The 11,648-nt window shown below is 64.5% G+C and carries 12 protein-coding genes and 1 tRNA gene; 9 read left to right on the forward strand and 4 right to left on the reverse strand.

The window, feature by feature from the left end; genetic code table 11:
* Positions 1 to 25 precede the first annotated feature (25 nt).
* Positions 26 to 1,276 (reverse strand): cation:dicarboxylase symporter family transporter, encoded by a 1,251-nt coding sequence (locus G6N82_RS06340; protein WP_165194851.1) that lies wholly within the window; start codon positions 1,274 to 1,276, stop codon positions 26 to 28.
* A gap of 98 nt (positions 1,277 to 1,374) precedes the next feature.
* Between G6N82_RS06340 and glmM the strand changes: the two genes are divergently transcribed.
* From glmM to thiD, 3 genes are read left to right on the forward strand one after another with little or no spacing between them, the layout of a single operon-like run.
* Positions 1,375 to 2,712 (forward strand): phosphoglucosamine mutase, encoded by a 1,338-nt coding sequence (gene glmM, locus G6N82_RS06345; protein WP_165194853.1) that lies wholly within the window; start codon positions 1,375 to 1,377, stop codon positions 2,710 to 2,712.
* Positions 2,712 to 2,936, forward strand: coding sequence for a DUF1272 domain-containing protein (locus tag G6N82_RS06350; RefSeq protein WP_165194855.1), 225 nt, complete (start codon positions 2,712 to 2,714; stop codon positions 2,934 to 2,936). The genes glmM and G6N82_RS06350 overlap by 1 nt, the downstream gene beginning before the upstream one ends.
* Positions 2,937 to 2,944: 8 nt before the next feature.
* Positions 2,945 to 3,754: a bifunctional hydroxymethylpyrimidine kinase/phosphomethylpyrimidine kinase gene (gene thiD, locus G6N82_RS06355; protein WP_165194857.1), complete on the forward strand. Its 810-nt coding sequence runs from the start codon at positions 2,945 to 2,947 to the stop codon at positions 3,752 to 3,754.
* Between the two features lie 7 nt (positions 3,755 to 3,761).
* On the opposite strand, the gene G6N82_RS06360 is transcribed toward thiD, so the two are convergent.
* Both G6N82_RS06360 and G6N82_RS06365 read right to left on the reverse strand, forming a co-directional pair.
* Positions 3,762 to 4,640: an LOG family protein gene (locus G6N82_RS06360; protein ID WP_165194859.1), complete on the reverse strand. Its 879-nt coding sequence runs from the start codon at positions 4,638 to 4,640 to the stop codon at positions 3,762 to 3,764.
* Positions 4,641 to 4,738: 98 nt separating this feature from the next.
* Positions 4,739 to 4,812 (reverse strand) — tRNA-Gln (locus G6N82_RS06365).
* A 172-nt stretch (positions 4,813 to 4,984) separates the two neighbouring features.
* Here G6N82_RS06365 and G6N82_RS06370 point away from each other — a divergent pair.
* Positions 4,985 to 6,253: a Ppx/GppA phosphatase family protein gene (locus G6N82_RS06370; protein WP_165194861.1), complete on the forward strand. Its 1,269-nt coding sequence runs from the start codon at positions 4,985 to 4,987 to the stop codon at positions 6,251 to 6,253.
* Entirely contained in the window at positions 6,250 to 6,924 is a 675-nt protein-coding gene (locus G6N82_RS06375) for an RlmE family RNA methyltransferase (protein ID WP_165194863.1), read from the forward strand. Before G6N82_RS06370 ends, G6N82_RS06375 begins: the two co-directional genes overlap by 4 nt.
* A gap of 68 nt (positions 6,925 to 6,992) precedes the next feature.
* Here the strand turns inward: G6N82_RS06375 and G6N82_RS06380 are convergent, their stop codons facing one another.
* Positions 6,993 to 7,628: a cytochrome c family protein gene (locus G6N82_RS06380; protein ID WP_165194866.1), complete on the reverse strand. Its 636-nt coding sequence runs from the start codon at positions 7,626 to 7,628 to the stop codon at positions 6,993 to 6,995.
* 152 nt (positions 7,629 to 7,780) lie between these two features.
* On the opposite strand from G6N82_RS06380, the gene G6N82_RS06385 reads away from it, so the two are divergent.
* From G6N82_RS06385 to G6N82_RS06400, 4 genes are all read left to right on the forward strand, one after another.
* Positions 7,781 to 8,674, forward strand: a complete 894-nt coding sequence (locus G6N82_RS06385; RefSeq protein ID WP_165194869.1) for a prephenate dehydratase — start codon at positions 7,781 to 7,783, stop codon at positions 8,672 to 8,674.
* Between the two features lie 78 nt (positions 8,675 to 8,752).
* Positions 8,753 to 9,418 carry a hypothetical protein gene (locus G6N82_RS06390; RefSeq protein WP_165194870.1) on the forward strand — a complete coding sequence of 222 codons (666 nt, stop codon included), beginning with the start codon at positions 8,753 to 8,755 and terminating at the stop codon, positions 9,416 to 9,418.
* Positions 9,415 to 10,674 (forward strand): DUF4350 domain-containing protein, encoded by a 1,260-nt coding sequence (locus G6N82_RS06395; RefSeq protein WP_165194871.1) that lies wholly within the window; start codon positions 9,415 to 9,417, stop codon positions 10,672 to 10,674. Before G6N82_RS06390 ends, G6N82_RS06395 begins: the two co-directional genes overlap by 4 nt.
* Positions 10,671 to 11,648, forward strand: a complete 978-nt coding sequence (locus tag G6N82_RS06400; protein WP_165194872.1) for a MoxR family ATPase — start codon at positions 10,671 to 10,673, stop codon at positions 11,646 to 11,648. Before G6N82_RS06395 ends, G6N82_RS06400 begins: the two co-directional genes overlap by 4 nt.

The raw sequence follows: 11,648 nt of genomic DNA on the forward strand, positions 1-11,648 counted from the left end.
GCAACCTGGCTTGCTGGGAGTCGGATCAGCTGCGCGAGCCGCGATCAACCGTGGAAGTCACCGCGACGTTCATGGTTACATTGCCCAGCGTGCGCATGATGTCAGGCAGCATCTCGACCGCCACCAGCAATGCCAGCGGCTCGATCGGGATGCCCATGGCCATGGCAATCGGCCCCACGGAAACGATGAAGCTGAGCGTGCCGGGCAGCGAAACCGAGCTGAGCGAAACGAGAAAAGCGACTAGGATGCCGGCCCCGATCGCCCATAAGGTGATTGGCGTACCTGTGAGATAGGCGACATAAAGCGCCACCCCCAGGTTCATCGCCGGGCTGGTGGCGCGAAAGATCGCCACTGCCAGCGGCAAGACGAAATCTGCGGTCGAATCCCGAACTCCCAGCCTGTGCGATGCCGCCAACATGGCCGGCAGACTGGCCAGCGAGGACTGGGTCGAGATCGCCACCGCGTGGACGGGCACCATCGCCCGCGCAAACGCTAGCGGGCGCTGTCCGCCCAGCGTCATTGCCAGGACATAGGCGGCGATCAGCACCACCGCCCCGGCGGCGCTGACAACCAGGATGTAATGCGCCAGCCCACCAATCGCATCGGCCCCGGTCTTTGCACCAAGCGACACCGCCAGCCCGAACACGCCGATGGGGGCCAGCATCAGCACCCAGCCTACGACCACCATCATCGCCATCGCCAGCCCTTCGAACAGCGCGCGTAATTGCTGCCGCGGCGCTTCTGCAATCTGTGTCGCAGCGACTGCGAACAGCGCCGTGAAAACGACAACCGGCAGCATCGCACCGCCCGATGCGGCAGCGAAGATATTGTCCGGGAACATCGCGGACAGGATTTCGAAGAAGCCCGGAACAGCTCCGGTATCGACCGCACCGCCGCTCAGCGCTTCTGCCGCACGCACGGGAATGGGGGCAATCTCTAGCAAGGCCGGGACCAGCAGCGACGCCATCAGCCCGCTGGCCAGCAACACTACCATGAACAGCACCACCGCGCGCCGTGCAAGCGCGCCGCCGCCAGCCGCAGCCAGCGTTTGCGAAATGCCGGTGAACACCAGCCCGATCACCAGCGGCAGGATCGTCAGCTTGAGCGCGGTGAGCCAAAGGTCGCCGATCTTTTCCGCGACATTGACCCACTCCGCTGCCGCAGCATTGCCCTGCACGGCGATGCCGAGCGCGATCCCCAGCACCAGCCCGCCAAAAGTAAGCGCTGCGGGAACCCTGATCTCTGGAAATGCGCTCGATCCCGCAGCTTCATTCATTGCGTAAAAACCTTCCCCTGGCCGTGACCGGGCGTGACATTGCCTTCGCCACGCGGCATGACAAATCCATCATTTCAAATCCTGCTACAAGGTAAGACATGGGCCGCAAGTTTTTTGGCACCGACGGGATCAGGGGGCGCACCAACGATGGCGTGATGACCGCTGCCATGGCGATGCGCGTGGGGCAGGCCGCAGGCGCACATTTCCTGCGCGGCGACCACCGCCACCGCGTGGTAATTGGCAAGGATACGCGCCTGTCAGGCTATATGATGGAGAATGCGCTGGTCGCAGGGTTTACCAGCGTGGGCATGGACGTGATCCTCACCGGGCCGCTGCCCACCCCTGCCATCGCCATGCTGACCCGCGAAATGCGCGCTGATATGGGCGTGATGATCTCTGCCAGTCACAATCCATACGAGGACAATGGCATCAAGCTGTTCGGGCCGGACGGGTTCAAGCTGTCGGATGCGGATGAACTGGCGATCGAAGCATTGATCGAATCCGAACCACAATTGGCTGAACCGGCGCGAATCGGGCGCGCATGGCGCGTTGACGATGCCGCCGGGCGCTACATCCATGCGGTCAAGCAATCGGTCGCGTCGGACGTCAGCTTTGATGGCCTCAAAGTCGTGATCGATTGCGCGCATGGCGCGGCCTACAAGGTTGCGCCCACGGCGATCTGGGAATTGGGCGCGGAGGTGATCCCGATCGGCGTCAACCCCAATGGCCTCAACATCAATGCCGGGGTCGGCTCAACCTCGATCGAAGCGCTGCAGGCCAAGGTCATCGAAGAGGGGGCGCACGTCGGCATCGCGCTCGATGGCGATGCTGACCGGCTGATCGTGGTCGACGAGAAGGGCCACAAGGTCGATGGCGACCTGCTGATGGCGCTGATCGCCACGCGGATGCTGGAGAAAGGCACGCTGACCGGTGGCGGCGTGGTGGCAACCGTGATGTCGAACCTGGGCCTGGAACGATACCTGGCGAGCAAGGGTCTGACGCTTGAGCGGACCAAGGTGGGTGACCGCTATGTGCTGGAGCGGATGAAGGAAGGCGGCTTCAACCTGGGCGGCGAACAGTCGGGCCATATGATCCTGCTCGATCACGCGACCACCGGCGATGGCACCGTCGCCGCGCTGCGCGTGCTCGCGGGGCTGGTGCGATCGGGCAAGCCCGCGAGCGAGCTGCTCCACCTGTTCGATCCGGTGCCGCAATTGCTCAAGAACGTCCGCTATGTGGGCGGTGCGCCGCTCGAGAATGCCATGGTCAAGGCGGTCATTGCCGAGGCCGAGGCGGAACTGGCGGGCAATGGCCGCCTGGTGATCCGCCCCTCGGGCACGGAACCGGTGATCCGCGTAATGGCCGAAGGGGACGACGCGGCCCAGGTCGAAAACGTGGTCGACAGGATCTGTGCAGCGGTGAAGGAAGCAGGCTGATGCTGGAAATGCACCCCGATTGCGAAAGCTGCGGCACGGACCTTCCGGCAGAAGCGCCCGGCGCTTTCATCTGCAGCTTCGAATGCACCTTCTGCGCCACTTGCGCCGAAGCGCTAGACGATGCCTGCCCCAATTGCGGCGGAGAGCTGATGGACCGGCCCACACGCGCTAAAAAGCTGCACGAGAAATTTCCCCCATCGACTGAGCGCAAGCACGCCGGATGACTTTTGGGATGAGTGCCAAACCCCCGCCGCGCATCCTCAGCATCGCCGGGTCCGACAGTTCGGGCGGCGCGGGGATCCAGGCCGACATCAAGACGATCACCATGCTGGGCGGCTACGCGATGACCGCGATCACCGCCGCGACCGCGCAAAACAGCGTGGGCGTGCAGGCGATCACGCCGCTGTCAGGCGCTTTCGTTGCGCAGCAGATCGCCTCCTGTGTCGCGGATATCGGGGTCGATGCTGTCAAGATCGGCATGCTGCACGATCGCGACATCATCGAACATGTTGCCGCCGCACTCGACACGCTGCCCGAAGGCACGCCGGTGGTGCTCGATCCGGTGATGATCGCTACCTCCGGCTCGCCGCTGATCGCGCCCGATGCCATGGCCGCGATCGAAGACCTGCTGTTCGAGCGCGCGACGCTGCTGACCCCCAACCTGCCCGAGCTCGAACATATGGCCGAGCGCGAATTGCGCGACAGCGGGTTGATGGAAAGCGCCGCCGGGCAATTGGCGCGCAGCTATGGCTGCCATGTCCTAGCCAAAGGCGGCCATACCGAGACGCAACAGGTGATCGACATGCTCGTCGCGCCAGACGGCAAGGCGCTGCAATACAGCCATGCGCGGATCGACACGCGCCACACCCATGGCACGGGCTGCACCCTGTCAGCTGCCATCGCCACGCTACTGGCGCATGGCCAGCCGCTGGAGCACGCAATCACACTGGCGCGCAATTTCGTCTACCGCGCGATCGAGGCCGCGCCCGGGTTCGGATCAGGCAGCGGCCCGCTCGGTCACCAGGCGGTGCGCGGCGGCTAGCCCGCGGTCAGCATTCCAGATCGTAGAATTCCGCGATGTGGCACCATGCCTCATCCGCGCTCTCACACCATTTGAACAGGTCGAGATCCTCGCGGTTGATCGTGCCTTCTTCCACCAGCGCGTCGAAATTGATCACGCGGCTCCAGAAGTCCTTGCCGAACAGCAGCACCGGGATCGGCTTCATCTTGCCGGTCTGGATCAGCGTCAGCAGTTCCAGGAATTCGTCGAGCGTGCCGAAGCCGCCGGGGAATACGGCGACAGCACGTGCACGTAACAGGAAATGCAGCTTGCGTAGCGCGAAGTAGTGGAACTGGAAGCTGAGGTAGGGCGTGACATAGGCGTTGGGATACTGCTCATGCGGGAGCGAGATATTAAGCCCGATCGATTCTGCCCCGGCATCGCTGGCACCGCGATTGGCCGCTTCCATGATCGAAGGGCCACCGCCCGAGCAGATCACGAACTGGCGCTTGCCATTCTCGACGATCGCCAGCTCGCTTACCTGCCGCGCAAGCTTATAGGCTTCGGTGTAGTATTTCGAATTCGCGGCCAGCCGTTCCGCGATCGGGCGGCGCTCGTCAGAGGCTTCGGCCACGAGTCTATCTGCTTCCTCTGGCGAAGGAATACGGGCTGAACCATACATCACCAGCGTTGACCCGACGCCCGCCTCTTCCAGCAGCATTTCGGGCTTGAGCAGCTCAAGCTGGAAACGCACCGGGCGCAATTCGTCGCGCAGCAGGAAATCATTGTCGGCAAAGGCCAGCCGATAGGCCGGATGGCGCGTCTGCGGCGTACCGGGGTCTTCAGTGCATTCCTGGAACGGCGCTTCCTGCCCGGCATGGTAGAACTTGTGGTCTACCAGATCGTGTTCTTTGATTTTCTTGTCCATGGCCAGTGACCTAGGGCGGGCATGCGGCATCGGCAAGCCAAGATCGACCGTGCCCCGTGGGCGCTGATGAACAGCGTTGCAACTTGTGGCGTTATGGCTGGATGCCCCGTGAGGATTCGAACCTCAATTGACGGAGTCAGAGTCCGTAGTCTTACCATTAGACGACGGGGCAATTGCCTTGCGCGGCCTTGATCGGGCCAGCCTGAGCGGTGCGTGCATCTAGTTTTAGCTAGCGGCAAGGTCAAGGCCTGTCGCCCGCATGGCTTGCCCCGCGCCCTTCCCTAAGGTAACCAGATTTCAGGTCCCCGTGCGCGAAAAGCAGCGGGAGGAAAGAAAGTATTGATATGGCGGATTTTTCTCCGCCGGACGGTAAAAACAGGGCAGGCTCAAAAAGGGGCGGTAAGTCCGGCAAGGTAGCCGATTTCCGCTACAAGCGCCCCGCCAAGCCCAATGAACCCAAGGCCGCGCGGGCACAAAATCCGCGCGTCAAGCCGTCCGGTCCACGCAGCAACAGCGATCGTGGCGCCAAGCCGGCGAATCGCCCACCTGCGCCCAAGCCCTTCAATCAGCCCGGCCCGCGCCCTGGCCAGGCCTATGCCGCGCTGGACCTTGGCACCAACAATTGCCGCCTGCTGATCGCCCGGCCATCGGGGGACAGCTTTACCGTGATCGACGCCTTCAGCCGTGTGGTGCGGCTGGGCGAAGGACTGGCCAAATCAGGCCGGTTGAGCGATGCGGCGATGGACCGCACGGTGCAAGCGCTATCGGTGTGCGCGGAGAAATTGCGCCGCCGCAATGTCTACCTCGCCCGCTCGGTGGCGACCGAGGCGTGCCGCCGCGCTGCCAATGGCGAGGCTTTCATTGCCCGCGTGCGCGAGGAAACCGGCATCGCGCTCGACATTATCAGCGCGGAAGAGGAAGCGCGGCTGGCGGTACTCGGCTGCCAGATCCTGCTGGAGCCCGGCACCGGCCCGGCGATCATCTTCGACATCGGCGGCGGGTCGACTGAACTGGTCCTGCTTGAACAGGGCAGCGGCGTGCCTGAAATGGTCGACTGGCTGAGCGTGCCCTGGGGTGTAGTCTCGCTGACCGATACGGTCGGCAGGGTCGAAGGCACCGCCGAGGAGCGCGCCGCGCGCTATGCCGAGATGCGCCGCGTGGTGCGCGACAGCTTCGCCGCCTTTGCCGACCGCATTGCACCGGCTGCCAAACAAGGCGATCTGCGCCTGCTGGGCACCAGCGGCACGGTAACAACGTTGGCCAGCCTGCACCTGGGCCTGCCGCAATATGACCGCAACGCCGTGGACGGCCTGATCGTCCCCGCCCAGTCGATGCGCGTGATAACGGGGAAGCTGGCGGGCCTGTCGCCCGAAGAACGGAGCGAAGTTCCCTGCATTGGGCGAGACCGGGCCGAACTGGTGGTGGCCGGATGCGCGATCCTCGATTCGATCATCGACATCTGGCCGGCGACCCGGCTTGGCGTGGCCGACCGCGGCATCCGCGAAGGCATATTGCGTAGCCTGATGGCGCATGAGCTGGCCCATCCGCATCCGCTGCATGAGAACCGGCCCGCCTGGCCGGCGCGTGACCCGTCGCTGGGCTATTCGAAGTGAGCCGTTCGGGCCGCAACCCTGACAAGCGGGTCAAGACCGCCAAGGGGCGCACTGCGTCACAGGTTCGCTGGCTCGAGCGCCAGCTCAACGATCCCTATGTCAAGCAGGCCAAGGCGGAGGGCTACCGCAGCCGCGCGGCCTATAAGCTGATCGAGCTGGACGAGAAATTCGGCCTGATCCGCGGTGCGAAACGCGTGGTCGACCTGGGCATCGCCCCGGGCGGCTGGAGCCAGGTGGTGCGCAAGCTGGCGCCGAAAGCCACGGTGGTCGGGATCGACCTGCTGCCGACCGAACCGATCGAAGGCGTCACGATCTTCCAGATGGACTTCATGGACGATGCCGCCCCTGCCGCACTGGAAGAAGCGCTGGGCGGCAAGGCGGACTTGATCCTGTCAGACATGGCGGCAAACACCGTCGGTCACAAGCAGACCGATCATTTGCGCACCATGGGCCTGGTCGAGGCTGGGGCATGGTTCGCGATCGACAATCTCGCCCCCGGCGGCACTTTCGTGGCCAAGGTGCTGGCGGGCGGGACCGACACCGAATTGCTCAAGCTGCTGAAGACGCATTTCAAGACGGTGAAACACGCCAAGCCGCCCGCCAGCCGCAAGGGCTCTTCCGAATGGTATGTCATCGCGCAGGGCTACAAGGGCGGCGAGGCTGGGTCCTGACAGCGCAAAAACAAAGGGCCGCGCGATCGTCTCGCACGGCCCCTTGGCGCTAGACTATTGGAGGAAGATCAGGCTGCAGCGTCAGCCGGAGCAGCTTCACCCTCGGCAGCTTCGCCTTCAGCCGCTTCGCCTTCGGCTGCTGCGTCTTCGGCCGGAGCCTCTTCCACTACCGCCGGAGCCGGACGCGCCGGCGCGCCGCCCATGCTTTCCATATAGACCATCAGGTTAGCGCGATCTTCCGCGCTGCTGAGGCCGGCAAAGCTCATCTTGGTGCCGTCAGCAAAGGCGCGCGGGTTCTTGAGCCACGCGTCCATGTTTTCCCAGGTCCAGCTGCCGCCATGGCCCGAAAGCGCCGGGCTATATGCATAACCGGCCATGTGCTTGCCAACTTCCGTGCCCATGACCGCCCACAGATTGGGGCCGATGCCGTTGGCGCCGCCCTGTTCGATCGTGTGGCAGGCAGAGCACTTGGCGAAGACCTTCTCGCCTGCTTCTGCAGTTGCCGACGCCAGCAAAGTGCCCAGGTCCGGGCCCGCGCCTGCACCGTCATCCTCGGTTTCAGCGCCTTCGATGACATAGCCCAACTGCTCGGGCCGTTCGGCCTTGTCGCCGTGGAAATACTTGCCGCTGAGCACCGACAGGCCCAGCGCGATGATACCGGCAAAGAGCACCCAACCGGCGGCGGTATTGAAACGATCGTCCATGGTAGATTCTTGTCCGCGAACTGACTTTGAAAAGAATGGTGGCCGCTCTAGTCGGCAGTGCGCGCCATAGCAAGACCGATCACGGCACTATCTGTTGCAGGATGCGCAAGCGGGGTTGCGGCATGCCACTGCGAGCGATAGCAGCATCCTCCATGCACAGTTTTCCCGCTCCGGCATTGGCGATGGTCGAAAAGATGCGCGAATCGGCCGCCGCCGATCCGGCGCGCGCGATCGCCTTCCAGGGCTCGCCCGGTGCCAATTCGCACCGCGCCGCGCTGGAGGCTTGCCCCGAATGCCTGCCGCTGCCCTGCTTCAGTTTCGAGGATGCGCTGGACGCGGTGAAGGCTGGCAAGGCAGGCTGCGCGATCATCCCGATCGAGAATTCGCAGCATGGCCGGGTGGCCGATATCCATTTCCTGCTGCCGGAAAGCGGGCTTAAGATCGTAGGCGAATATTTCATGCCGATCGATCATGCCCTGATGGGCGTGGGCAAGGGACCCTATACCGCCGCTTACAGCCACCCGCAGGCACTGGGCCAGTCGCGCGTGTTCCTGCGCGAACGCGGGATCGTGCCGATGAGCTATGCCGATACGGCGGGCGCCGCAGCCTTCGTGGCGGAAAAAGGCGATCCCACGCTGGCAGCCGTATCGCCACCAATTGCGGCCGAACTCTACGGGCTGGAGATCGCCGAGGAGCATGTGCAGGATTCGCCGGACAACATGACCCGCTTCGTGATCTGCGCTCGCGAGGAGATCGATCCTGCCACGTTGGCAGGTGAAGAGGCGATCACCACCTTCATCTTCGAAGTAAAGAATATCCCCGCCGCGCTCTACAAGGCGCTGGGCGGCTTCGCGACCAATGGCGTCAACATGACCAAGCTGGAAAGCTACCAGAAGGGCACCAGTTTTTCCGCCTCGATGTTCTATGCCGATATCATCGGCGCACCAGGCGACCCGCGCATTGACCGCGCGCTGGAGGAACTGGCCTTTCATAGTAAAGAGCTGACGATACTCGGCAGCTATCGCCAGGCCCGCAAGCGCGGCTAAGTCTCTGCTTTCCAAAATATAGTATTGCCTGCGGCAAGCAGGTTGCACGGCACGTCAGGGCGTGCCAACAAGGCGGTGATGGCGGTTGCAGCAGCTCAGGCTTCACCGGGTGGCACGGCCCCCGTAGGTTGGGAGCAATTGCGCGCCGACGACACGATCCAGTTTGCGCCCGTAACCATTCCCGAACAGCCTCCGCGTGAACCGGGCGCGATCGAGCGCTTTTTCGACTGGCTGCGCGAGCTTGTCGGCGATTTGCTTGGCGGCGCTTTGGGTGAAGCATGGCCGGTTCTGCGCTGGGTGCTGCTGGGACTGCTGGTCGCAGCGTTCCTCTATGCGCTGTGGCGTTTCCTTGATCCGCTGGCGTGGCGCAAGCGCAAGGCGGAGGAAACCGCAGAGGCAGCCGAATGGCAGCCCGAACAGAAAGCCGCGCTGGCCTTGCTCGCCGATGCCGACCGGCTGGCCGCCGAAGGCCGCTATGACGAGGCGACCCACTTGCTGCTGCTGCGCAGCGTCAACCAGATCGCCACTGCGCGGCCGGACTGGGTGCCGCCTTCCTCGACCGCGCGCGAACTGGCGCGGCTGCCCGCCCTGCCCGATGCCGCACGCCATGCCTTCCTGACGATTTCGGAGCGGGTCGAACGCAGCCTGTTCGCTTTGCGCGCGCTGGAACGCAGCGATTGGGAGGCCGCGCGCGCCGCGTATGCCGAATTTGCGCTGGCCCGGCTTGACAGGGTTGCGGCATGAGCGCCCGCGCAGCCTCTCCCTTTTCGCCGCGCGCGGTGCTGGCGATCGTCGTGATCGGGGCGCTGTCTTTCCTCGCGCTGCTCTATTTCATCGGCGCGGGCGACACCGGCAACCGCTCTGGCGATGGCGGCGCGCATGCCGCATCGAAGGGGCTCAATGGCTATGCCGCCCTGGCGCAGTTGCTCAAAGCGCAAGGCTATAAGGTGACGCAATCGCGCAGCCCGACCGCGCTTGAGACGCGCGATCTTCTGGTGCTGACACCGCCGATGTATACCGACGCGGAAGAGCTGGGGGCAATCCTTGAGCAGCGCCGCTATGTCGGCCCGACCATGGTCATTTTGCCCAAATGGTGGGCCATGCCGTTCGGCCGCGAACTGCCCGAACAGCTCAAGGGCAAGGTCAAACCCGAATGGGTCAAGCTCGGTTTCGCCAGCGAAGCCGGCTGGGCCACCCGATTGACCGGCGGTTACTCCTTCACCCACACGCTGGAAGAGGAGCGGCCCCGCCCCGCGCGGTGGAGCGGGCTCGATTATTCCGGCGCAACGCCGACCGAGACGCTGGCCTATGCCCAGCCCAAGGGCGATTTCGTTACTTTGGTGCGCGACGGCTCAGGCAAGGTGCTGGCGTTTATCGCAGACGATTATGCCAATGGCGGCGGGGATGACGAATATGTCGAGCAAGTCATTTTCGTTGCCGAGCCGGACTTGCTGAACAATTACGGACTGGCCGATCCGGCGCGGGCGGCACTGGCACTCGCACTGGTGCGGGAAGCGGGCTACGGCGAGGAAATGCCGGTCACTTTCGACCTGACGCTCAACGGCCTGGGCGCAACGCAGAACCTGCTCACCCTGGCCTTTCGCCCGCCCTTCCTCGCGGCCACGCTGTGCCTGATTGCGGCGCTGATCGTGGTCGGCTGGCGGGCTTTCCTGCGCTTCGGACCGGCGCGGGCAGAGGCACCCGCCAGCGCATTCGGCAAGAGCCGGCTGATCACCAGCGGGGCGCGGCTGGTGCTGCGCGCGCGGCGGCTGCCCCTGCTCACCGCGCCCTATGCCGAGCTTTCAGCCCGGCGGCTCGGGCGGCTACTCGGCCTGCCGCATCCCACGCCGCAGGCCATCGACGAAGCGCTGCGCCGCCGCCTGCCCGAAGACGAGCCCTTTTCGATCCGCGCCGAGGCCCTGCGGCAAGCGCGCAAACCATCCGAAATCCTCGGTGCCGCCGCGCACCTGCACGAACTTGAGAGGAAACTGACCCGATGAGCGATCCTGCCACTCCCATGTCGCTGGACGAATTGCGCGAACTGGCGAGCGCGATCCGCACCGAAGTGGGCAAGGCCATCGTCGGCCAATCCGACCTGCTCGCCCATTTGCTGATCGCGCTGGTGAGCCAGGGCCATGTGCTGCTCGAAGGCCCGCCGGGCACCGCCAAAACCCTACTGGCGCAAAGCTTTGCCTCGACGCTGGGGCTCGATTTCGGCCGGATCCAGTTCACGCCCGACCTGCTGCCGGGTGACATCCTCGGCTCCAACCTGTTCAATTTCCAGACCAGCCAGTTCACGCTGACGCGCGGCCCGATCTTCTGCGACCTGCTGCTGGCGGACGAGATCAACCGCACCCCGCCCAAGACGCAAGCCGCCTTGCTGGAAGCCATGCAGGAGCGGCGGGTGACGCTGGATGGCGAAACGCATCAGTTGCCCGATCACTTCATGGTGGTGGCGACGCAGAATCCGATCGAAAACCAGGGGGTCTATCCCTTGCCAGAGGCGCAGCTTGACCGGTTCCTGTTCAAGCTGCTGGTGCCCTATCCCGCGGCCGAGGAGGAAGCGGCGATCGTCAGCCGCTATGGCCAGTATCAGGGCCCGCCGCGCCCTGCCGACCTTGGCGTGAGCGCCGTTGCCGACCCCGCGCTGCTGGCGCGTGCGGGCAAGGTTATCGCCGGCGTTACCGCCTCGCAGGAAGTGATCGACTATGTCGTGCGGCTGGTGCGTGCGACCCGCGAGCATGCCGACTTGGCCGTGGGCGCCAGCCCGCGTGCGGCGGTGCTGTTGGCCAATGCCGCACGCGCCCGCGCCGCGCTGGAGGGGCGCGATTACGTGATCCCCGATGACGTCAAGGCGCTCGCCATTTCCACCTTGCGCCACCGCCTAAGCCTGAGCGCGGCAGCCGAGATCGAAGGGCGCGACATCGAAGCGCTGGTGAGCGAGCTGGTTGAAAGCACCGAGGCGCCGCGCTGA

This window comes from Altererythrobacter sp. BO-6, assembly GCF_011047315.1.
In the GTDB taxonomy this organism is placed as follows: domain Bacteria; phylum Pseudomonadota; class Alphaproteobacteria; order Sphingomonadales; family Sphingomonadaceae; genus Erythrobacter.

What these genes read in the sequence shown, in the direction of transcription:
- G6N82_RS06340 (WP_165194851.1), bottom strand. Translation starts at nt 1,276, where the DNA reads ATGAATGAAGCTGCGGGATCGAGCGCATTTCCAGAGATCAGGGTTCCC.
- glmM (WP_165194853.1), top strand. Translation starts at nt 1,375, where the DNA reads ATGGGCCGCAAGTTTTTTGGCACCGACGGGATCAGGGGGCGCACCAAC.
- G6N82_RS06350 (WP_165194855.1), top strand. Translation starts at nt 2,712, where the DNA reads ATGCTGGAAATGCACCCCGATTGCGAAAGCTGCGGCACGGACCTTCCG.
- thiD (WP_165194857.1), top strand. Translation starts at nt 2,945, where the DNA reads ATGAGTGCCAAACCCCCGCCGCGCATCCTCAGCATCGCCGGGTCCGAC.
- G6N82_RS06360 (WP_165194859.1), bottom strand. Translation starts at nt 4,640, where the DNA reads ATGGACAAGAAAATCAAAGAACACGATCTGGTAGACCACAAGTTCTAC.
- G6N82_RS06370 (WP_165194861.1), top strand. Translation starts at nt 4,985, where the DNA reads ATGGCGGATTTTTCTCCGCCGGACGGTAAAAACAGGGCAGGCTCAAAA.
- G6N82_RS06380 (WP_165194866.1), bottom strand. Translation starts at nt 7,628, where the DNA reads ATGGACGATCGTTTCAATACCGCCGCCGGTTGGGTGCTCTTTGCCGGT.
- G6N82_RS06385 (WP_165194869.1), top strand. Translation starts at nt 7,781, where the DNA reads ATGCACAGTTTTCCCGCTCCGGCATTGGCGATGGTCGAAAAGATGCGC.
- G6N82_RS06390 (WP_165194870.1), top strand. Translation starts at nt 8,753, where the DNA reads ATGGCGGTTGCAGCAGCTCAGGCTTCACCGGGTGGCACGGCCCCCGTA.
- G6N82_RS06395 (WP_165194871.1), top strand. Translation starts at nt 9,415, where the DNA reads ATGAGCGCCCGCGCAGCCTCTCCCTTTTCGCCGCGCGCGGTGCTGGCG.
- G6N82_RS06400 (WP_165194872.1), top strand. Translation starts at nt 10,671, where the DNA reads ATGAGCGATCCTGCCACTCCCATGTCGCTGGACGAATTGCGCGAACTG.